Source organism: Pseudomonas sp. NFR02 (genome assembly GCF_900119375.1).
Taxonomy (GTDB): Bacteria; Pseudomonadota; Gammaproteobacteria; order Pseudomonadales; family Pseudomonadaceae; genus Aquipseudomonas; species Aquipseudomonas paracarnis.
Genome location: NZ_FPJJ01000002.1, coordinates 354776 through 376346, shown reverse-complemented (window position 1 = coordinate 376346; position 21571 = coordinate 354776). Strand labels below are relative to the sequence as shown.

Sequence of the window (21571 nt, the reverse complement as noted above, 5' to 3'; positions counted from 1 at the left end):
TAGCTCACGACATACATCCAATGTGGGAGCGGGCTTGCCCGCGATAGCGATCATTCAGCCAACTATTGATTGGCTGATACACCGCAATCGTGGGCAAGCCCGCTCCCACATTTGGATTTCTGTGCCGGGTAAATCGCTGTACGGCACGGCCTTTGCTGTAGAGCTTTTGAGGAAAACGGAATTTGGCCAGTGGTCAGGCAATGCGAACTAATCCCGACACCGGCCGTCAATGACTGCATGTTCTTATCAGGCGGTAACGCACCATGGACAATCCTTTTCAGATCATCACCGACACGTTCAGCCCCCAATACCGCGTCAACCTGAGCATTCAACGGCTGGACGGCAGCATCATGCTAACCCTCTCGAACGAGACTGGCGTAGTGGCCAAGCGCATGATCAGCGCCGAACAACGCAACGACCCGCAGCGCCTCAGGCGCCTGGTGCAAAGCATCCAGTTCGGCATCGCCATCGAACAAGGCCACAGCGCCGTGCAAATCCTGGAGCTGATGACGGACGGCGACAGCCACAAACTCCTGCAGCGACCGCCCGCCCGCACCCTGCCCTTCAGCGTGGGGCTTTAAAGCTCGCCTTTCTCGGTCTCAAGGCTCGCTTCGCCCTTGCGACGCGGGCTTTCGACCTTCACCGAAGGGAAGGCCGACGACGCATAGCGCACCACCAGGATCGCAAACGCCAACAGCAGAATCCCGCCGCACAGGTAGATGATGCCCAGATCCGGCGGGTTGTGATGAGACACGTTGGAGATCAGCAAACGCGTGAGCGCGGTAATCGCCACGTAGATCAGGAAGCGCACCGGCATGTGGTTGGTCTTGAAGTAAATCCCGACCATGGCGCCCAATTCCAGGTAGATGAACAGCAGCAAGATGTCATCGATCTTGATGTGCCCGTTCTCCAGCATCCCCAGAAATTCCATCACCGCCGCCCATGCGGTCACCGCACCAATGGCGAACAGCGCCAGGTAATGGAACGACTCGACAAACAGATTACCCAACGACTCGGCCAGCCCATGTACTTGCTGACGCAGCCTTTCGGCCCAATTGATTTTCACGATGATGCTTCCTTAGGTCGGCTCGACCGGATAATGCGGGGTGGACGTGACGGTTGTTCTGCATGCAGAAAAAAGGCCAGCACTGCCATGAGATGATGGCTCGGTGGCATGAGGCACAGAAATCGAGCCCTCGCCACAGTGCGCGTCCCGCAGACCAGCTCGTGGGTGACGCGGAGCGTCACGGGATGCATTCCCACGCAGAGCGTGGGAACGATCGACCTAAGCGTGCTGTGCGAAATATCCGGTTCAGCCCCCTATTTCCCAACTACATTAAAAACCTACTACCCAAACCCCGACGTTTGGCTTATCCTTTTAGCTGTATATAAATACAGTAGTCGCAAAAGACAACTATCGTGAAGGCATGTGAGGTGGTGAATGGCCGTCGAAGTGGTATACCGCAGCAGCCGAGATCTGGAGCGTTTGTTCATGGATAAAGCCGAAGCTGACCGTCATGACAAGATGCTTGAACTCGCTGAGTTGCTGGCAGAGGTGTTGCAAAAAGCCGTGCCGTCGTTGAGCGAGCAGCAGGTGGAGGAAGCCGGGATTTACATGGCGAAGAACCGTGATGTATTTGCCAAGGCGTTCAAGAGCCAACCGGACGCGCTGTCCGAGTTGCTGAACCCGGCAGCAGAGTAAAGCCCGAATTGAACAGGCCCTGAATCATGGATTCAGGGCCTTTTTAATGCCTGGCCTATTTGTACAGCAAGCGTTCGGCCAGTTCATCGGCCACCCGCGCGGGGGAGCGTTTTTCGGCTTGGGCGTGGGCAAAGATTTCGGTCAGGCGGCTGCCGATGTTCGACAGGTGTGCGGTGATGCCAGGCAGGTCGGTGCCGGCGTGTTTGAGGGCGACGTAGATCAGCCCGCCAGAGTTGATCACGTAGTCTGGCGCGTAGAGGATGCCGCGACCTTCCAATTGGTCGGCGATGTCCAGGTTGGTCAGTTGTGCGCTGGCGGCACCCGCCACGGCGGCGCAACGCAACTGGCCGACGCTGTTACGGTTGAACACGGCGCCGACGCCGCACGGTGCAAGGATATCGCAGGGGGTGCTGAGCAAGGCGTCGTTGGCAATCGGGTGGGCGCCCAATTGCTCCATGGCCAGTTGCACCTTGCCGTGGTCGATATCGCTGACCAGCAGTTCGGCACCGGCGGCGTGCAATTGTTCGGCCAGGGCATAACCGACATTCCCCAGGCCTTGCACCGCGACGCGCAGGCCCTCGAGGTTGTCGCTGCCCAGGCGCGCCATGGCGGTAGTGCGGATACCGGCAAACACCCCCATGGCAGCATGAGGGGCAGGGTCTCCGGCGGCGGTGGTGCTGGTGACAAAGCGGGTGTTCTGGGCGATGCAGTCCATGTCGGCAACCGAGGTACCGCTGTCGATCGAGGTGATGAAGCGGCCATCGAGTTTTTCCACACAACGGCCAAACGCCTCGAACAGCGCCGCACGGCTTTCCACGTGCACGGGGCGGATGATCACCGCCGTGCCGCCGCCCACCGGCAGCCCGGCCAGTGCCGCTTTGTAGCTCATGCCTTGCGCCAGGCGCGCGGCATCGGCCACGGCGGTTTCATCATTAGGGTAAGCCAGGTAACGACAGCCACCCAACGCTGGGCCCAGGCGACTGTTGTGGATGGCGATGATCGCCTTCAAGCCGGTCACCGGATCAACGCTCAGGTGCAGCGATTCAAGGCGGGTGCTGTGCATGAGCGCAAACATCAATGAGCTCCCGAATCACTTCTGGTAGTGGGCCAAGTATAGGCTTGCGGCAGAAAACTGCTGGATTGCGCTGGAATAAGCCGCGCGTTTTCGTGGGATCTACGACATAAGAGTTTGGGATATCTCTCAAGATGCTGGACGAAAATTCGCAGCAAGGCTAAAACGGGGGGCATACGCCGGAGAACTCAATGAATCCCCGCACAGCCTTTTTCGCCTGCCTGGACCGTTCACCCCCTGCGCTGTTTGAAGCCGCGTTGTGGATTGCTGCCGAGCATGACGCCAGCGTGCAGCCCGCGTTGATCCTGCACGACCTTGGGGCGCTACAACAACAGGTGAGCCTGGGCATGCCCTTACTACCGGCGGATGAACTCGGCCAGCCGCTACTGCGGTGCATGAATGACCTGGGGTTTGCCCAGGATGACCATACGCCGTTGCGCCCCGCCGCCGCGCTGCTGGACAAAGTGCTGCAACGCAAACGCGGGCAACCCTTGGCCATGGGCCTGATCGCCCTGGAGATGGCACGGCGCCTGGATATCCCCATGGTCGGCGTGAACTTCCCTGGGCACTTCCTGCTGCGGGTACCGGGAGCCGATCACCTGTTGGACCCTTGCGGCGGCCGGCGCCTGTACCCCAACGACTGCCGGGAGTTGCTGGCGCGCCAATATGGGTCGAAGCTGAAATTGCAGGCCGACCACCTGCTAACCGCCGAGCCACGGGCCATCCTGCAACGGCTGTCGCGCAACCTGCGCCAACTCTACCTTGCCAACGACGAGCCACTGGCCGCCCTGGTGGACGCCGAGCGCGTACTGGAACTGGGCAACGCCAGCGCCTCCGACTACCTGGCGCGGGCCAGCCTGTATCAACGCCTGGACTGCCCCAGCGCCGAACGCTTCGACCTGGAACACGCGCTGCTGCTCAGCGACGACCCGATCCAGCGCTTGCGCCTGACCGAGCGGCTGGGGCATCTGCCGCCCAACTCAGTGGTGCACTGACCCCACTGTAGGAGCCCGCACTTGAATAATCAGCAACGCTGCAATCACCGCCGGAATCGCGCAAAAAAAGAAAATCTGCTCGACCGGTATATGCATCGCCAACAACAGGCTGCCAAACAGCGGACCTAGAATCGACCCGAATCGCCCCACACCCAACGCCCAGCCTGTGCCGGTGGCGCGCACGTGCGCCGGGTAGAAGTTGCTCGCGAAGGCATTGAGGGTCAGTTGCCCGCCGATGATGCAGAACCCGGCAGCGAACACGCAGGCCACCAGGTAGCGTGGGTTGTCATGGTTCAAGCCCAGCAGGACGGTGCACAACGCTGCCGCCGCCAGCACGCCGGACAGCAACCTTACTTTGCTTTTCAGGCGGTCGGCAAACCAGGCCATGAGAATGGCGCCCAAGGTGCCGGCGAACAGGAACATGGAGGTGACCAGGTTGGCTTCGTTCAACGCCAGGCCGCTTTCGAGCAATAGCGACGGCAACCAACTGATCATGAAATACAGCAGGATCAGGCTGACGAAAAAAGTCGCCCAGATCAGCAGCGTCGGGCGCGCGTAGCCGTTGCGAAACAGCTCCACTACCGTCAGTTTGCTGCCTTGCTCCTTCAAGTTTTCCGCTTCGGTCGCGGGCGGTGGCTGCCAGTCGGGCAGCATCCGCGTCGTGACTCTGCGCAAACGCAGATAGGGCGGCGCATCGCGCAACAGGCGCGGCAAGGATTCGGGCAACAGCCACACCAGGAACGGGAACAGCAGCAACGGCGTCACACCGCCGGCCAGGAACACCGCCTGCCAGCCAAAGCTGTCGATAAACCCCGCCGCCACGAAGCCACCCGCCGCGCCGCCGAACGAAAAGCCACAGGCGGCCAGGGTCACCATCAAGGTGCGCAGGCGTGGCGGCGAATACTCTGACATCAACGCCATGGCACTGGGCATCGCACCGCCCATGCCGATGCCGCAGATAAAACGCGCCGCCATCAACGTGGTCAGGGAGTTGGCGAACACCATCAATACCGTGAGGCTGGCGTAGATCAGCACGCATGCAAGCAGGATACGTCGCACGCCAAACCGATCCGCCAGCGGCGTCACCAACAGCGAGCCGAGGGTGAGGCCCAGCAGGTTGGCGCTGAACACGGGGCCAAACGCGGATTTTTCCAGGCCCCAGTCCTGAGCCAGCGCCGGCACTACATAGCCCAATACCTGGGCGTCGTAGCCATCGGTGACCAGTAGCAGTGCCAGCAGCAGGAGAATCAACCATTGGTAGCGCGACACCGGACGGGCGTCGAGTGCCGCACGAAAGCTGGCAATCTGATTGTGCATCGCAAGGTACCTTTATTTTTTATTAGGTTGGCGCGATCAAATGTGGGAGGGGTTTACCCCAATGCCAGTCAGTCAAGCGCGAATCCCCTGTGGGAGCGGGCTTGCCCGCGAAGGCGGTGTGACAGTCACAGCATCTGCCACTGCACTAACGCTTTCGCAGGCAAGCCAGCTCCCACATTTGATCTTCATGGCTGTGAGCATTGCGCTCGCTTGACTGAACGGCATTGGGGCTTCCCCCCCCCCTCCCACAGGGGTCCTAGGGTGTGTCAGGCTGACTGGCGGGGTGGGCCTGCACGAAGGCCGGATGTTGGGCCGCCAATGCCGCCACCCGCCCAATGCGTGGGTACGCCGCCAAGGGCACCTTGAAACGCTCGGCCGCGTACAGCTGTGGAATTAGAAACGCATCGGCCAAGCCCGGCTGCTCGCCAAAGCAAAACCCGGTGTCGCCAATCAACTGCTCCACCGCGCCCAGGCCCTGGCTGATCCAGTGTCCGATCCACTCCAGCAATTGCGCCTCATCGTGCCCCCACTTGCGCAGCAAGTTCTGGGTGCTGGAGTTATGCAACGGGTGGATATCACAGGCGATGATCGACGCCACCGCCCGCTCATGAGCGCGCGCTACCAGGTCTTTGGAGAGCAACGGCACCTGGGGATAACGCTCCTCCAGGTACTCAATGATCGCCTGTGACTGGATCAGCAACGCCCCTTCATCAGTACGCAGTGCCGGCACCCGCCCTTGGGGGTTGATCGCCAGGTATTCAGGCTGGCGGTTGGCGCCGCCTGCCGGCACCAGCAGGTTGACCGGCAGCGCGGTGAAATCCAGGCCTTTGAGGGCCAGGGCAATACGTACTCGATACGACGCGGTAGAACGGTAGTAAGTATAGAGTTCCATGGCCCTGCCCTCTCAGCGCGCCGCGACCACGGTACCGCGGCATTCGCCGAAGCCGATGGAGGCAAAACCCTCGCGGCTGCAACGGGCACGCAGAATGATTTCGTCGCCATCCTCGAGGAATTTGCGCACCTCGCCGGAAGCCAGTTCAATCGGCTTTTTACCGCCTTCGGTAATCTCCAACAGGCTGCCAAATTGCCCCGGCTGCGGGCCAGACAACGTGCCCGAACCAAACAGGTCGCCGGCCTGCAACTGGCAGCCATTGACGCTGTGGTGCGCCACCATTTGCGCCACGGTCCAGTACATATGCTCGGTGTTGCTCAGGGTCAAGCGATGGGCGGGCAGGTTTTGCTCACGCATCGAGGCCGTGGTGAGCAGCACTTCCAGTTCGATATCAAAGGCGCCCGCGTTCTGATCACGCTTATCCAACAGGTAAGGCAGCGGTTGCGGATCACCTTCAGGGCGCGGCGGCTGGGCTTTGCGGAAGGGCTCCAGGGCTTCGGCAGTCACCACCCACGGCGAGATGCTGGTGATAAAGCTTTTCGACAAGAACGGCCCCAGCGGCTGGTACTCCCAGGCCTGGATATCCCGCGCCGACCAGTCGTTGAGCAGGCAGAAACCGGCGATATGCTCGGCGGCATCGCCAATGGCAATCGCATCGCCCATGGCATTGCCCTGGCCGATCCAGATGCCCAGCTCCAACTCATAGTCCAGGCGCGCGCAGGGGCCAAAGGTCGGTTCGGACTGGCCGGCCGGCAGGGTCTGGCCTTTAGGGCGTCGCACCTCTGTACCCGAGGGACGAATGGTCGAGGCACGGCCATGGTAACCAATCGGCACGTATTTGTAGTTCGGCAACAGCGGGTTATCGGGGCGGAACAACTTGCCGACGTTTTGCGCGTGCTCGATGCCGACGTAGAAGTCGGTGTAGTCATTGATCTTGGCCGGCAGGTGCATCTGGCAATCGGCGGCACGGTGCAGCACGTGCGCTTCGCGGTTTTGCAGCTCGCTGCCTTCGGCCAGTAGTTCCAGCAGGCGCTCGCGCAGGGCCACGCGAGGGCCACGGCCCAGTTCGAAAAACGCGTTCAACTGCCCGCCCGCAGTGGCTTCGACGGCGCGTCGGGCTTCGCCCTCAAACGCGTCCAGTGCGGCATGCAGGTCGAGAATCGCATCGCCAATCGCCACGCCACTGCGCGGTGCCGAGCCATTGATACTGAACACGCCCAGGGGCAAGTTCTGCAGGGGGAAATCGGCGTGGCCGTTGGCCGAGGATACCCAGCTGCGGGTCTGCGTTGGTTGAGTCATGGGTTATCTCCGGTTCGGGTTGAAGGTGGCGGGCAGCGCGGCCCAGCACGCGTCATACGCAGGTTGCAGTTGTGGGCACTCCAGGGCGAACTGGGTCGGGCGCAGCACTTGGCTGGTCTCGAACATGAACGCCATGGTGTTATCGATCTTGTGCGGCGCAAGGTCCGCGTTGATGGCCTTGGTGCAGGTCTCGCCATCCGGGCCGTGGGCGCTCATGCAACTGTGCAGCGATGCGCCGCCCGGCAGGAAGCCTTCGGCCTTGGCGTCGTAGGCGCCCTGGATCAGGCCCATGTATTCGTTCATCAGGTTGCGATGGAACCACGGCGGCCGGAAGGTGTTCTCGGCCACCATCCAGCGCGGCGGGAAGATCACGAAGTCGAGGTTGGCCAGGCCATGCACGCTGGTGGGCGAGGTCAGCACGGTGAAGATCGACGGGTCCGGATGATCGAAACTCACCGTGCCAATGGTGTTGAAGCGACGCAGGTCGTATTTGTACGGCACATTGTTGCCGTGCCAGGCGACCACGTTGAGCGGTGAATGGTCCAGCTCGCAGGCCCACAGTTCGCCGAGGAACTTCTGTACCAGCGTAGTCGGTTGCTTGAGGTCTTCGTAGCGGGCCACCGGCGTAAGAAAGTCGCGGGGGTTGGCCAGGCCGTTGCTGCCAATCGGCCCCAGGTCAGGCAGACGCAGCGGGGCGCCGTGGTTCTCGGCGACGTAACCGCGTGCTTGCGCATCCAGCAGCTCGATACGGAACTTGAGACCACGAGGCAGCACGACAATTTCCAGCGGCTCGACATCCAGCACGCCCAGTTCGGTGGCGATGCGCAGGCGGCCCTGCTCGGGGACGATCAGCAGTTCGCCGTCGGCATTGAAGAACACGCGCTCCATGGAGCGGTTGGCGCGGTAATTATAGATGCTGATGCCCGCTGGTTTTTCCGCCCCCGAATTGGCGACCATGCCCACCAGGCCGTCGATAAAGTCCGTCGGCTCACTCGGGATATCCAACGGGTTCCAACGCAAGCGATTCGGCGTGACCGCGCCCAACGGGCCACCGGCCAATTGCCGCGCAAGCTTGACGAATGCCGGGTGGTTGGCCGACGGCTGGATGCGGTAAAGCCAGGTGCGACGGGCTTCGCTGCGGGCCATGGTGAAGGCGGTGCCGGAAAACAGTTCGGTGTAGAGGCCGTAAGGGGCTTTCTGCGGCGAGTTCTGGCCAACCGGCAGCGCGCCGGGCAAGGCTTCGCTGGCGAATTCATTGCCGAAGCCCGACAGGTATTCGAGGTTCATGGATCGTCCTCTGAGGGTCAGTTGTATTTATCGTAATCCAGTTACGCATAACGTAATTTGATCACTATCGACCGTCAAGCTATAAAGACGCCCATTCATCTCTCGGATTCTCGCCCTTCCATGGAAAAGCCTCGCGACACCGGTAAACAGAAAGTCCGCTCGGCGGAAGTCGGCACCGATATCCTCAAGGCCCTGGCCGAACTGTCCCCGGCCACCTCGTTGTCACGCCTGGCCGAACATGTGCAGATGCCGGCGAGCAAGGTGCACCGCTATTTGCAGGCCCTGATCGCGTCGGGTTTTGCCGAACAGAACGCAGCCACCAACCATTACGGCCTGGGCCGGGAGGCATTGCGAGTGGGGCTGGCGGCGCTGGGCAGCATGGATGTGTTGAAAGTCGGCGCCATGCCCCTGGCCGAGCTGCGCGATGAATTGAACGAAACCTGCTTTCTGGCGGTGTGGGGCAACCAGGGCGCGACCGTGGTGCAGATCGAGCCGGCAGTGCGCGCCGTTACCGTGGTGACGCAACTGGGCTCAGTGTTGCCGCTGCTCAGCTCTTCCACCGGGCTGGTGTTCAGCGCTTATCTGCCGTCACGGGAAACTGTAGAACTGCGCGAACGCGAGGTTCAGGCCGGCACCGCCCACAGCTTGGCGGACGATCAGGCCTATGCCAGCGTGTGCGAGCAAATCCGCCGCCGTGGCCTGCACTTCGTGCATGGCTTGCTGATGCCCGGCGTGGATGCATTGTCGGCGCCGGTGTTCAATGCGGTCGGGCACGTGGCGGCGGTGATGACCGTGGTCGGCCCAACCTCGCTGTTCCATGCCGATGAAGATGGCCCGGCGGCGCAGCACTTGCTGGCGGCGACCCGGGCCGTGAGTTGGCGGATGGGCTATCAGCCCTGAATCACTCGTCGCTGCGCGCCAGCGCCACCGCCACGCGATCCTCGAGCGCCTTGACCTGGGCGCCGGCCACCACGTAGTTGTTGGTCAGCATCGAAAACACCAGCTTGCGCCCGCCGGCGTCGGTGATGTAACCACTCAATGACGACACGCCGCCCATGGAGCCGGTCTTGGCGTGCAGGTTGTTTTGCGCCTGCGTGTCGCGCAGACGATAGCGCAGGCTGCCGCCGGTCATGCGGTCGGTGTTGCCGGCAATCGGCAGCGCGTTGTACCAGGCGTCGAACCACGGCTGTTTGCTGGCGGCCAGCAACAGGTCGGTGAGGGTTTGCGACGACACCAGGTTGCGCCGTGACAGGCCGGAGCCGTCGACCTGGTTGAACGTGGCGGTGTCCAGCCCCTGACGCTTAAGGAACCCGGCCACCGCCACAGCGCCCGCCGCTGCCGTGCCGCTATTGGCGGTCTGGCGCCCCATGGCCTTGAGCAAGGCTTCGGACATGTTGTTGTTCGAAAGCTTGAGCAACGGCGTGATCAAATCCTGTAACGGCGCCGATTGGTGCTCGGCCAGCACCGTTACCGCCGTCGGGCTTGCCCCGCCTATCACCCGACGCCCCAGTACGGTGATGCCCTGTTGCGCCAAGGCTTGTTCAAACAGATTCGCGACCAGTTGCGTTGGCTCCCAGACGCTGACCAATTGCTGGCTCTGCTTTCCCGGCGCCACTGCGCCACTGAGTTGCAACAGGTTGGTGCCATGGCGACGGTTGATCCCATAACTGTTGCCCGGACCGCTCATGGCACGGTTGCTCAGTTGCAGGTAATCAGTAGGCGGGAAAATATCGACACTCACCGGGGTGCCGGCCCGTAACGGCGCCTTGGCCGTGACCAGCACACTGCCTGCATCAAAGTCCGCATTGGGTGCCACAGTCAGCGCCGAAATCTGCGCGCCGTAGTAGGTGGTTTCATCGTCATGGGACCAATCCACCCCCAATCGCTCAGCATCGAACCAGGTGTCGTCGAACACCAGATCGCCCTGTACCTGGCGTACGCCCTGGCTGGCCAACTGCGCGGCCAGCGCCTGGTAGTCGGCAAACTGAATGCTCGGGTCGCCCAGGCCACGCAGGTACAGGTTGCCGGTCAGGCGGTCGCCCTGGCGTATGCCGTTGCTCAGCAGTTGGGTGGCGAAGCGGTATTGCGGCCCCAGCACATCCATGGCCGCCGCCGTGGTCAACAACTTGAGGTTGGACGCGGGCACCAACCGGGTGCGTGGGTTGTGCTGATACAGCGTGGAGCCCGTGCGGGCGTCACGTACCATCAGCGAGACCGTAGCACCTTGCAGCGCCGGATCGCTCAGCAGTTTATCCAGGGTTGCCGGCGTGGAAGTTTGGGAGACGCTGGCGCAGCCGCCCAGTAAAAAACTCAAACCGACCAGCAGGGTGCCGGTGCGTAACCATTTTCCAAAGTACATCAGTCGCGTTTTCCATAAGCATGCAATGGCGGCAACGCTAACAGCTCGCTATCAATGTGGCGACCGCTTTCCTGTGGGAGCTGGCTTGCCTGCGATGCAGACAACTCGGTGTATCAGGCAAACCCGGTCGATGCCATCGCAGGCAAGCCAGCTCCCACAGATAAATGAATCAGAAGGTCAAGGTGCTGGACACCGACACCTGCCGCGCATCGCCCATGGACACAAACTGCGTATTCACCGAGGACGTGTAGTAGGTACGGTCGAACAGGTTTTTCACGTTGAGCTGGAACTTGACCTTCTGCCCCTCAAGCTTGGTGTCGTAGCTGGCGAACACATCAGCCACGGTGTAGCTGGGCAGCTCGAAACTGTTGGCCGCGTCCCCTGCCCGCTCGCCGACATAACGCGCCCCGGCGCCGACGCGCAGTTGATCACCGCCCAGGATGCTGCCGAAGTCATACACCGCCGACAACGAGCCGGTGCTTTTTGCCACATTCTGCAGGCGATTGCCTTTGAGCTTGGGGTCTTCGGTGACCTCGGCATCGGTGTAGGCATAGCTGCCGATCAGGCTCCACTTATCCGTCAGCTGGCCGCTGGCATCCAGCTCCAGGCCGCGAGAGCGCACCTTGCCGGCCACGCTGTACTCCGAGGTCAGGCCCTCGCCCACCTGCACCAACACGTTGCGTTTATCGATGGTGAACAGCGCCGCACTGGCAGTGATGCGCCCCGGCAGGTCGAACTTGGTACCCAATTCCCAGGCCTTGGATTCTTCCGGCTGCAAACTGCCGTTCAACACGGTTTTATTGGCCAGTGGCGCGATGGTGGAGTTGGGCTTGAACGACTCGGTATAGCTGCCATAAAACGACAGTTCATCGCTATAGCGATACACCAGCCCAGCCCGCGGCACCCACTTCTGGCCATTGCCGTCGGTGTTGGCGGTGAACGGCACGCCTTTGCCGGCGTATTGGTCGTACATCTGGTAACGCGCACCGCCGACCAGAATCCATTGATCGTTGAGGTGGATAGCATCCTGGAAGAACAGCGAATCGCTGCGCAGCAGATCGGTCTGGTTGCTGTCCGGCGCGCTGACTTTGGAACCGGCAACTTCGTTGCCGTACACCGGGTTGGTGTAATCGAAGCTGCCTCGCGGTGCCTGGCGGATCAGGTCGGCGCGGTAGATCTTGCGGTATTCATCGTCCAGGCCGAATACCAGATCGTGCTGCATACCCGCAACATCGACCTTGCCTTCGAGGCTGGCGGTGGCGAAGCGGTCGGTGGTCAGCGCGCCCTGGGTGCCGTCCATGCTGCGGGTCAGGGTACCGTTGGTGTTGACCTTGACCACCCGCACCTGGCTGGCGTCGTAGGTCTCGCGGTTCCAGCTGTAACCGAAGTGGGCTTTCCAGTCGTCGTTGAGATCATGATCGACAGTCAGGCGGTACAGATCGGAGCGGCCTTCCATGTTGTTGAACGGCTCATCCAGGCGGCGGGTGGCGGGGATGTTCAACGGGTGGTTGGTCTTGGGATCGATGGCGGTGCCACGGTCGAACGGGGCGAGAAATTCGCGGTGCTCATAGGCCAACACCACTTGGGTGGTGTCGCCATACCAGGCCAGGGACGGCGCCACCAGGGTTTCGCGGTGGGTGCCGTAGTTGCGCCAGTAATCTTCGTCTTCATGGTCGACGATCAGGCGATAGGCCAAGCCACTGTCACCGAGGGGGCCGGTGGTATCGAGGTTGCCGCCGCTGCCATTCTTGCCGCTGCCGAAGGTAGAGCCGCGCGCTGTCAGGGAGGTGGACTGCACCCGTTCAGGCTTTTTGCTGACGATATTGACCACACCGCCCGGGTCCTGGATGCCATACAACAGCGATGACGGGCCCTTGAGCACTTCGACACGCTCGGCGGTAGCGTTCAACGCCCGGCCCTGCACCACGGGCATGCCGTCCTTCATGATCGAGCCATTACGGTTGTCGCCAAAGCCACGCAGCATCACCGCGTCCTGGGTGCTGCCGAGGGTGTTGGACTGGGTAATACCACTGATATTGCCCAGGGCGTCATCCAGGTTACGCGGCTGTTGATCGCGCAATACTTGGGCGGGCACCACATTTACGGTTTGCGGGGTTTCCAGCAGCAGGCCATGGGAGCGCATCACCGAACTGGTGGGCGGTGGCTGGTAGCTGGTGCTGGCTTGGGTGGGGTCGATGCCGCTGATAGTGGTAGCGCCCAGGTTGACCGCGCCATCGGTGGGCACCGGTTCCAGCGCCAGGGTACGGGCGTCGATCTGGCGAAAGGTGAAGCCGGAACGGCCCAGCAGACGTTGCAGGGCCTGGGTCGCGCTCATCTGCCCGCTGACCGCCGAGGCGTTGATGCCGTAGGGCGCTTCATCGGTGTAGATCACACTGATCCCGGTAACCCGGCTGAAATCGCTCAACGCCTGGGGCAACGGCTTGGCCGCCAGGGCAAAATTGAACTGGGCACTTTGCTGCTCCTGCGCCTGCGCCATGGCCAGGGGCAATAAGACCAGCCCCGACACCGTGAATACCGAGGCTCCCAGCCACTGTTTGACCCAACCGCCCGCCGTCGATTTCATGCTGTGAGCACCCGTGTAGAAAACGCTGTTAATGCGAATTGATCGCAGTTTCATGCACTACACGGATGGGCCGGCGATTTACCTCACCTCTGCTGGCAATTATTTTTTATTTATTTCACAGACCCCTGTGGGAGCGGGCTTGCCCGCGAATGCGGAGTGTCAGCCAATTAATTTTTAACTGAACCACCGCTATCGCAGCAAAGGTATCTACACAACTTTGGGGGCTGTAGCCAAAACGGTAACCACGATGCGAAGCGAGCCGCTCTTGATCTTGATCTGCTTGTGATCTTGATCTCAGGCGCCCCGTTAAACCACGCTGGCCGGAATTCGACAGGGATTTGGGGGGTAAACCGGCAGGGATGCCGGTTTAGCCGCCCCGCGCCATGGATGGCGCGTGGCGGCGCCCCCCCAAATCACTGGCGGATTACGGGCACACCGAGCCCAAGCGAGGTGCCGAGTGGTGGGGCAAGAGCCCTTTGGTTACTTTGGGCTGGGCCGGCATTCCGGCTTTTCCAAAGTGACCCGCCGTCAGGGCGGAACCCTAAGCGGCCGTTACCGCAGCAATGGATATGTACACAATCCAGCTGTGTTGACTGTCAGGCCGCCTTCGCGAGCAAGCCCGCTCCCACATTGAGATCGTGGGGTATCAGGTAGATAGGTGTCGGCTGTCAGGCCGCCATCGCAGGCAAGCCAGCTCCCACACTGGCCATGTAGTGCCCACAGGGATGAGTCGTTCGTCCTTCAGGCAGCTATGCCCTGGATGCGAAAACCCCAGCGCGGAAAATGCACATGCACGGTACCACCGCGTTCATCCGTGCGACGCAGGATCAGCTCTTCACGCCCAGCGAACAGCAACTCGCCAGCCACCGGATCAACGCCATAGTCGATAGCCGCAATGGTCACCTCCTGACCCACCTTAAAGCCGTTCAAATCCTCGAACACCTCATCCGGCAAAGGTGCCGGTGTAGCATTGCGGGCGATATCCAAAGCCTGCTCCGCGGTCATCTGACTGGCGGTTCCATGACCAAAACCCAACACCCGTCCCAGCCAGGCCAGCACGGCCGGATAAGCATCCACCAAAGGCGCGGTGACCGGCGTGGCCTTGAGGAACCAAAGCGAGTGGGCCAGGGCAAAGTCGGCAATCGACGGCGCGCCGAACAGGAAGTCGCCGCTCTCACGCTGCAACTGTTGCTCCAACCGCGTCATGATCGCCGGCCATTGATGCTTGGCCAGCTCAGCCGGCAGCTTGCTCGCCGTGCCGCCACTGAACAGCGCAGCGCGGTCAGCGATAAAGGCCTTGATGGCCTCGGGCGGTAACTTGCCAAAGCGCACCGCCACCGATTCGGGCTGGAACACCAGGCTGACGGCATGGGCGAATACCACGCTGTCGGCCCAGGTGGCGAAGGTCTGGGTGATCATTTCCTGGCCCAGCGGAAACAGGGCCGGTGAGGACTTTTCCTGCTCCAGGCGGCGAGCGATCAGGGCGGTGTCGCAATAGATATCCGCCCCCACCTGCAGCACCGGAGTTTTGCGGTAGCCGCCGGTCAAGGCCGTCAGGTCGGGCTTGGGCATCACCGGCGAAATGTTCACCGAATGCCAGGACAGGCCTTTGAAGCCCAGCAACAGCCGCGCTTTTTCCGCAAAGGGTGAGGTCGGATAATGGTGCAGGATGAGCTCAGACATACGGGTTTCCGCTTGGCGAGTGAGCGAGCAGATTACCGCGCAAACGGTCCTGGCTGCATGATGGGAACCTATCAGTCAGAGTGATGAGCCATTTGCGGCCAGGCATTCCTTGGCGCTCTTCTTCAACTTTTTGATCAGGCGTTCCTGACGCAGCGCCTCACCCTTGTTCGCGCATTGCTCGGTGTACACCAGCGCCACTGCCGGGCTGGACAGAAAAAACCGCGCGCCCTTGCCGCTTTGGTGCGAAGCGAACCGGCGTACCGGGTCGTTGCTGATGCCGCAATACAGCGCACCATTGGCGGCGCGCACCAGGTAGACATACCAAGGCTTGGGTTCAGGCGTACTCACGGACAGGTTCGGCAAGGCAAAAGGGGCGCGCAGTTTATCAACGACTGGCCTGGAATGCCTTCAGGCCTTTGTTCGCCTGGGCGCGTACGGCGTTGCGTACCAGCGGCGTCCAGCCCAACAGCAGGCCCTTGGTGCCCAACGCCTGGCGCGACCAGCGCCACAGGTCGAAGTGATCGTGGTGCTCGCAGATCTTGCCGTCGCGCAATACAAAGCGCGCCTGGATATCGTTGACCACCGTATTGCCGGTTGCACTGAACAGGTAGGTGGCCACCCAATGCGCACTGCCGGTGCGCTCGTCGCTGCGCACCTGGTCGAAGGTCAACGAAAAATCCTTGGCACGGGTGGTGAGCATGCGCCACATGTCCCCTGCGTCACGGCCTCGCAGTTCACCAAAGGCCGGGTCGCTGAACACCACGTCATCGCTGTAGCAGGCAACCATGGCCTCGGCATCCAGGCGCTGGAAGGCGCTATAGAATTGGCTGATCAGGGCGTTATGGGCATCACTCATGGGCAGGCTCCGCGGACGTCAAAAGAGTAGGCGCACGATAAGCCGCCCAAGCCGTCATGGCTACTGTCATTCGCCACGCAAATAAGCGCGCTACGGCGCTATCCCAGTACTGCGGGCGTAGGCGAACAAGTCAACGTCGGTGGAAATACTCAAGCGCTGCATCGCCGTGCTTTTCTGCTTGCTGATGGTGGAGATGCTGCGGTTGACCTGGGCGGCAATCTGGCTGACGGTCATGCCGCTGGCCAGCATGCGCACCACCTCGCGTTCCTTGCCAGACAACTGCGGCTCCTGGGATTGATCGCCAGTGCCGGCTTCCACCAGTTGTACCCGCAGGCATTCACTGGCGAAGGTCTGGCCAGCACACACCGCCTTGATCGCCAAGGGCAACTCCTTGGCCGAAGCACTTTTGGCGACCACTGCCCTGGCGCCGTGGGCAAAGGCTGCGCGTAACGTGGCGACGTTGGCGAACATGGTGACCAGTATCACCGGCAACTGCGGATACTGGCGCTGCAACAGGCCCAACAAGCAGTAGCCATCGGCCTGCTGGCCGCCTGGCATGGCGAAGTCCGTGACCAGTACGTCGCACGGCGTGCGACTGAGCACGCCGAGTAACTGATCAGGACCATCGGCTTCACCGACCACTTTGCACTTGCCATTCGCCTCGATCACGACTTTCTGCCCGACCCGGACAATAGGGTGATCGTCAGCAATAATTACTCGAAGCATAGGCACCCACGAATGATGGCAACTTGAATCCGCGCAAAATACCTCTGCCTGCGATCATCAACAACTGCTAACAAAGAGGCACTTGCGGCCGAACCCAATGTTCAGTAGTGGTTGATTTTTGGACTACAACACAATAGGAAAATACCTACAGCAAAACTTAGACCAACGACCAGGTAAAACGCTCTGCAACAGCATTCTTCACAACTCAGACAGATAGTCCAGATAAGCACACAGCCGTGCTTCAAACACTTCCAGTTGCGCCGTGTGCGTAGCGACACCCTCGGCCTGGACCTGCTCGATCAAGCGCACGGCACTGGTTTCCAACCCCGTGCCGCCCAGGAACACCAGGCTGCCCACCAGCCGATGCAGACGCTCGGCGGTCAATGGCGCGTTCAACGTCACACGGGCATGACGCAACACCCGCTGGTCTTCCCAGGCCTCCATCAACAGGGTTTCCAGCAACTGGTCGACGACCAGGTCGCTGCCAAACGTGGTCACAAGCGTGGCACGGGTGGGCCAGCTCGCCCCCGCCGCAGCAGCGTATGGCTCGACATAACAGCCATCGCCGCCCGGCAACCAGCGCACCAGCACGGCATGCAGTTGTTCAAGGGTCAGGGGTTTGAGCAGCCAGGCATCCATGCCGGCGTTGCGGCAACGTTGGGGGCTGTCGTTTTGCAGGTTGGCGGTCAAGGCAATGATGGGCACGCGCTTCACCCCCTGCTCGCGCTCATGCTGGCGAATCGCACGAGTCATGCTGTAACCGTCCATGAAGGGCATCCGGCAATCACTGATCACCAGGTCGAAGGGCCGGTTGGTAAAGGTGTCCAATCCCATGAAGCCATCGGTGACCAGCGCGTGTCCGAGCCCCAGTTTTTGCAACAGCCAACCCAGCAACAGGCGATAGGCTGAATGATCCTCCACGACCAGAACATTCAAGTACTGCCAATGGGGCGGGGGACAAAAAGGCGGTTTGACTGTCCGGCTCGCTCCTGCGGTTGAACCTCCTGGCGAACCCATCAGTACCTCTTCGTGGTGATTAATTCGGCAGCCATCCGCGGCACTGATACAGCAATGCCAGGCACACCCTTTTGATCGTTTTCGACTTTCAACCTATAACCTTTTGAATGGCTTCCAGCCGATACAACAACTACGAAAAACGCCGCGAAAATCTACCGTCCCGCACTGCGCTTACACCACAACCCGCCAATGTCGTATTAGTTGTATTTCCCCCTCGCAGCCCCCTCGCTAAATTGTGCCCACCCCAAAAGAGGGACGGATGGCCACTCCCCGGCACCGCAAAAAAACACTGAGACCGCCGCCACGCCAACCACTCGCCCACACAGGGCCGAGCGCTGACCTGTACGCGTTTCTATCTGCCAGACTGCAATGGAACAATTGGAAATGAAGAACCCTGTATCCCTGTTGAGCAGTGCCCTGCTGCTCGCCATGACATCTTCAGTGTTCGCCGCCAGCAGTGTCGACCTGAGCGTCAAAGGGTTGATCACGCCCAGCGCTTGTACACCGAGCCTGCCGGGTGACGTCGACTTCGGAAAAATCGCGGCAAAAGACCTGAATATCGACACCAGCACCCCGCTTGAGCGCAAGACCCTGCCACTGAGCGTCAACTGCGATGCGGCAACGCTGTTTGCCATCCAGCCTATCGACAATCGAGCTGGCTCTGCGATTTATGGCTACTCCTTTGGCCTGGGCATGATCAACGAAAACCAGAAGCTGGGCATGTATCAGTTGGGTTTCAGCAACCCCGTCGCCGAAACCCCCTCCACGCTGCTGGCCATGTACAACGCCGACGGCCACTGGGTAACGCTGCTGCCTGACGACGGCATCGCGCCCAACGAGTTGGTGGCACTGGGCAGTCGTGGCGATAGCGGCTGGGCGCCGCACCCGATCAAGGACGCGATCATGGACGTCACGCTCTACACAGTGATCGCCCCCGCAAAAGGGCTGACATTGACCGACGAAGTCGCGATCGATGGTTCCGCGACGTTTGAAGTCAAATACCTGTAAATGGACGCCTCTCACATGAAAACCTGCATGCCCCTGCTCAGTAGTGCCCTGCTGCTCGTCATGTCCACGTCTGCGTTCGCCGCCAGCAGCGTGGACCTGACCGTCAAAGGGGTGATCACTCCCAGCGCCTGCACCCCCAACCTGCCAGGCGACATTGATTACGGAAAAATCGCAGCGAAGGATCTGAGCCCCGACAGCCATACCTGGCTTGAGCATCGGACACTGAAACTGAGCGTCAACTGCGATGCGGCGACGCTGTTCGCCATCCGCACCGTCGACAATCGGGCCGGCTCGTCAACCACCGGCACCTTTGGCCTGGGCTTGACCGACGAAAACGAAAAGCTCGGTGGGTTTGAGCTGTCGCTGCTCAGTCATACCTCTGAGACGCCCTCCACAGCATTGATCCAGTACCCCTGGAGCCCGACATGGACTGTGCTTTACCCGGATGACGGGGTCACCCCCAACACATTGGTAGGTTTTGGCGGTCGCAGTGATAGCGGTTGGGCCCCGCAACCACTTCAGGACGTGGTCATGGACATCTCCGTACGTGGCGCCATTGCGCCTACCAATACCCTGACACTGGACAGCGAGGTGGCAATGGACGGTTCCGCGACCTTCGAAGTCAACTATCTGTAAGGGGGCTTCTTCGATGAAGCTCTGCCTAGCCCTACTCGGCAGCGTCCTGTCGCTGGCGGCGAGCGCCCGCCTATTGGCCGCCAGCGCTGTGGATAAGCGTCCAGGCCCGGGCACTGCAGAACGCTTGTATCTGTAACTCCCTCTAGAAGATTCAAACCACCCCCAGGAGATCCATTCGACCATGAAGGTACTCACGTTCAGCCTGACAGGCGTGTTGCTGCTCTGCCCGCCAGCATTCGCCAACAGCAACACCGAGTTGCTGGTCCAAGGCGTCATCACCCCCAGCGCCTGCGCCCCGGTGGTCTCCGGCGGTGGCATTGTCGACTTCGGCAAGGTGTCGGTCAAAGACCTCAATACCCACACCTATACCGATTTGCCCAGGGAAACCATGCTCTTGAGCGTGCGTTGCGACGGGCCGACTTTTTTTACCCTCAACACCATCGATAACCGCCCGGGTACGGCTGCCAGCCACTTCAGCTGGCACGGCCTGGGCACCACGGCCAACGATGAAAAAGTCGGCGACGCCGGGCTTGGCCTCTATAACCCGGTGGCCGACAACGTATCGGTGCGCACCATCACTTCAAGGGATGGCGGCACGACCTGGATGCCCTCCGTGATGCTCAGTCACACCTTGCTGACGGCGGTCGCCAACAACGACGACGTGACCCCCATTGCGATCCAGGAACTGGACGCCGAGATCCGCCTGATCACCCACATCGCACCCGCCAATGACCTGACGCTTACCGACGAAGTCCCCATCGACGGTCACGCCACTGTGCAAGTCAATTACCTCTAAGGAGCCCGCACCATGAAAACCCGCTTGACCACCCTGGCCGCCAGCCTGTTGCTGCTCAATTCGGCCGCCACCTTCGCCGCGTCCACCGTTGACCTGACCGTCAAAGGCCTGATCGTGCCCAGCGCCTGTACACCGAGCCTGTCCAGTGGTGGCGTGATCGACCATGGCAAGATTTCCGCCAAGGATCTGAAACCGGACAACCCGACAGTCATCGGCAACCATACCCTGATCCTGGCCGTCAATTGCGACGCGCCGATCCAGTTCGCCCTGCACTCGATCGATAACCGTGCGTCCTCGGGTATCGGTTCGAATTACGGCCTGGGCTTTGTCAATGACACCCAGAAGCTCGGGGGATACAACCTCACGCTGGAAAATCCACTGGCCGAGGATGGTGTAGTGGTGCAACCCATTGGATCGTACGACCAAGGTAATACCTGGTTTAAAGAAAAGTTCTGGGATTCGGGCATGTACATGTCGGTCGCCGCAATGGATGACGACAGCCAGCCGCTGCCTGTCAAAGACCTGCGGGTCGATCTGCAAGTACAGACCTTCATCATGGGCACTGCCGGCATGGACCTCAGCAATGAAGTGACCATCGACGGCTCAGCCACCCTTGAAGTGAAGTACCTGTAACCCATGGCCGCCCCTCCCTCGAACACCGGCAGGCATGGGCGGTGTCTGCCGTTGCCTGCGCACACGGCATTGGGGCGTACTTTGGCCATCGTGTTTGGCCTCGTCGCGATGACCGATGTTCACGGAATGTCGACCGTCGACCTCACGGTCACCGGACGGGTAACCCCGGATGCCTGCCACGTCGAGCTGACCCATGACGGCACCGTCGATCACGGCAAGATCCCTTCCCACAGCCTCAATGCCGATGAGTTCACCGTGCTGCCCATCCAGATGCTCGATCTGCATGTGCAGTGCGCCAGGCCCATACTGTTTGCGCTGGTGGGCATTGATAATCGCGCCGACTCATCGTCGGCCCCCGATTATTTCTACGGGCTGGGCAGGAACATCCACGCCCCCGAAGAGCGCCTGGGCTCCGTGGCGTTGGCCTATCGCAACGCGATGGGCGATGCGCAGCCCATGCAGGTACTGGCCTCCACCGACAGCGGCGAAACCTGGTCACAGGAGCCCAATGCCTACCCCCGCACCTACATGGCCTTTGCGCCAGTCGGGGATCGGCAACCGGACTTCATCGGCCAGTTGAACGTACAGCTTCAGGTGAGCACCGCTATCAACTTCTCGCAGTACCTGACCCTGGACCAGGAAGTCCCGCTCGACGGCGCCATCGTCCTGGACCTGCGTTACCTCTGACCGCCCCCTTTTTTTTGGCTAA

23 protein-coding genes are annotated in these 21571 nt (G+C 61.0%); 10 read left to right on the top strand and 13 right to left on the bottom strand.

From position 1 onward, the window contains the following. Window positions 1-263: 263 nt before the first annotated feature. A complete protein-coding gene (locus BT199_RS07470) occupies window positions 264-581 on the top strand; it encodes a DUF3509 domain-containing protein (RefSeq protein ID WP_072434223.1) in 318 nt (105 codons plus the stop codon). Here the strand turns inward: BT199_RS07470 and BT199_RS07465 are convergent. Next, window positions 578-1066 carry a phosphate-starvation-inducible protein PsiE gene (locus BT199_RS07465; RefSeq protein ID WP_014717052.1) on the bottom strand — a complete coding sequence of 163 codons (489 nt, stop codon included), beginning with the start codon at window positions 1064-1066 and terminating at the stop codon, window positions 578-580. The two genes, BT199_RS07470 and BT199_RS07465, sit on opposite strands and share 4 nt — an antisense overlap. Before the next feature lie 375 nt (window positions 1067-1441). Between BT199_RS07465 and BT199_RS07460 the strand changes: the two genes are divergently transcribed. Beyond that, window positions 1442-1702 carry a YebG family protein gene (locus tag BT199_RS07460; protein WP_003188807.1) on the top strand — a complete coding sequence of 87 codons (261 nt, stop codon included), beginning with the start codon at window positions 1442-1444 and terminating at the stop codon, window positions 1700-1702. Window positions 1703-1757: 55 nt separating this feature from the next. Here the strand turns inward: BT199_RS07460 and BT199_RS07455 are convergent, their stop codons facing one another. After that, a complete protein-coding gene (locus BT199_RS07455; protein ID WP_014717048.1) occupies window positions 1758-2777 on the bottom strand; it encodes a Glu/Leu/Phe/Val dehydrogenase family protein in 1020 nt (339 codons plus the stop codon). Window positions 2778-2965: 188 nt separating this feature from the next. Here BT199_RS07455 and BT199_RS07450 point away from each other — a divergent pair, with 188 nt between their 5' ends. Next, window positions 2966-3769: a SirB1 family protein gene (locus BT199_RS07450; RefSeq protein ID WP_072434222.1), complete on the top strand. Its 804-nt coding sequence runs from the start codon at window positions 2966-2968 to the stop codon at window positions 3767-3769. Here the strand turns inward: BT199_RS07450 and BT199_RS07445 are convergent. The 4 genes from BT199_RS07445 to hmgA all read right to left on the bottom strand — a co-directional run bounded on the left by BT199_RS07445 (window position 3755) and on the right by hmgA (window position 8564). Then, window positions 3755-5086: an MFS transporter gene (locus BT199_RS07445; RefSeq protein ID WP_072434221.1), complete on the bottom strand. Its 1332-nt coding sequence runs from the start codon at window positions 5084-5086 to the stop codon at window positions 3755-3757. The two genes, BT199_RS07450 and BT199_RS07445, sit on opposite strands and share 15 nt — an antisense overlap. Before the next feature lie 256 nt (window positions 5087-5342). Beyond that, on the bottom strand, window positions 5343-5978 hold the full coding sequence (gene maiA / locus BT199_RS07440; RefSeq protein WP_032903326.1) for a maleylacetoacetate isomerase: 636 nt from the start codon (window positions 5976-5978) through the stop codon (window positions 5343-5345). A gap of 12 nt (window positions 5979-5990) precedes the next feature. Then, complete coding sequence (gene fahA / locus BT199_RS07435; RefSeq protein ID WP_019817645.1) at window positions 5991-7277, bottom strand: fumarylacetoacetase; 1287 nt, start codon at window positions 7275-7277, stop codon at window positions 5991-5993. Between the two features lie 3 nt (window positions 7278-7280). After that, window positions 7281-8564 (bottom strand): homogentisate 1,2-dioxygenase, encoded by a 1284-nt coding sequence (gene hmgA / locus BT199_RS07430; protein ID WP_020301221.1) that lies wholly within the window; start codon window positions 8562-8564, stop codon window positions 7281-7283. Window positions 8565-8684: 120 nt separating this feature from the next. Between hmgA and BT199_RS07425 the strand changes: the two genes are divergently transcribed. Further along, entirely contained in the window at window positions 8685-9464 is a 780-nt protein-coding gene (locus BT199_RS07425; protein WP_014717042.1) for an IclR family transcriptional regulator, read from the top strand. A 1-nt stretch (window position 9465) separates the two neighbouring features. On the opposite strand, the gene dacB is transcribed toward BT199_RS07425, so the two are convergent. From dacB to BT199_RS07385, 7 genes are all read right to left on the bottom strand, one after another. Beyond that, on the bottom strand, window positions 9466-10923 hold the full coding sequence (dacB, locus tag BT199_RS07420) for a D-alanyl-D-alanine carboxypeptidase/D-alanyl-D-alanine endopeptidase (protein ID WP_072434220.1): 1458 nt from the start codon (window positions 10921-10923) through the stop codon (window positions 9466-9468). Window positions 10924-11092: 169 nt separating this feature from the next. Beyond that, the gene (locus BT199_RS07415; RefSeq protein ID WP_072434219.1) at window positions 11093-13507 is read right to left on the bottom strand and encodes a TonB-dependent siderophore receptor; all 2415 of its coding nucleotides are present in this window, start codon (window positions 13505-13507) and stop codon (window positions 11093-11095) included. A 741-nt stretch (window positions 13508-14248) separates the two neighbouring features. Further along, the gene (locus tag BT199_RS07405; protein WP_057710978.1) at window positions 14249-15190 is read right to left on the bottom strand and encodes a glutathione S-transferase family protein; all 942 of its coding nucleotides are present in this window, start codon (window positions 15188-15190) and stop codon (window positions 14249-14251) included. A 75-nt stretch (window positions 15191-15265) separates the two neighbouring features. After that, on the bottom strand, window positions 15266-15538 hold the full coding sequence (locus BT199_RS07400; RefSeq protein ID WP_003188786.1) for a GIY-YIG nuclease family protein: 273 nt from the start codon (window positions 15536-15538) through the stop codon (window positions 15266-15268). A 37-nt stretch (window positions 15539-15575) separates the two neighbouring features. Next, a complete protein-coding gene (locus BT199_RS07395; RefSeq protein WP_003188784.1) occupies window positions 15576-16046 on the bottom strand; it encodes a nuclear transport factor 2 family protein in 471 nt (156 codons plus the stop codon). Between the two features lie 90 nt (window positions 16047-16136). After that, on the bottom strand, window positions 16137-16772 hold the full coding sequence (locus BT199_RS07390) for a response regulator (RefSeq protein WP_034135870.1): 636 nt from the start codon (window positions 16770-16772) through the stop codon (window positions 16137-16139). A gap of 198 nt (window positions 16773-16970) precedes the next feature. Next, complete coding sequence (locus BT199_RS07385; RefSeq protein WP_072434218.1) at window positions 16971-17789, bottom strand: response regulator; 819 nt, start codon at window positions 17787-17789, stop codon at window positions 16971-16973. 384 nt (window positions 17790-18173) lie between these two features. On the opposite strand from BT199_RS07385, the gene BT199_RS07380 reads away from it, so the two are divergent. From BT199_RS07380 to BT199_RS07360, 6 genes are all read left to right on the top strand, one after another. Further along, on the top strand, window positions 18174-18797 hold the full coding sequence (locus BT199_RS07380) for a DUF1120 domain-containing protein (RefSeq protein ID WP_003188778.1): 624 nt from the start codon (window positions 18174-18176) through the stop codon (window positions 18795-18797). Between the two features lie 15 nt (window positions 18798-18812). Next, the gene (locus tag BT199_RS07375; protein ID WP_072434217.1) at window positions 18813-19433 is read left to right on the top strand and encodes a DUF1120 domain-containing protein; all 621 of its coding nucleotides are present in this window, start codon (window positions 18813-18815) and stop codon (window positions 19431-19433) included. A 13-nt stretch (window positions 19434-19446) separates the two neighbouring features. Beyond that, window positions 19447-19569: a hypothetical protein gene (locus BT199_RS27390; protein ID WP_256203223.1), complete on the top strand. Its 123-nt coding sequence runs from the start codon at window positions 19447-19449 to the stop codon at window positions 19567-19569. 45 nt (window positions 19570-19614) lie between these two features. Then, the gene (locus tag BT199_RS07370) at window positions 19615-20229 is read left to right on the top strand and encodes a DUF1120 domain-containing protein (RefSeq protein ID WP_032903332.1); all 615 of its coding nucleotides are present in this window, start codon (window positions 19615-19617) and stop codon (window positions 20227-20229) included. Between the two features lie 12 nt (window positions 20230-20241). Then, window positions 20242-20862 carry a DUF1120 domain-containing protein gene (locus BT199_RS07365; protein WP_072434216.1) on the top strand — a complete coding sequence of 207 codons (621 nt, stop codon included), beginning with the start codon at window positions 20242-20244 and terminating at the stop codon, window positions 20860-20862. A 108-nt stretch (window positions 20863-20970) separates the two neighbouring features. After that, window positions 20971-21549: a DUF1120 domain-containing protein gene (locus BT199_RS07360; RefSeq protein WP_371914255.1), complete on the top strand. Its 579-nt coding sequence runs from the start codon at window positions 20971-20973 to the stop codon at window positions 21547-21549. Window positions 21550-21571: the final 22 nt, after the last annotated feature.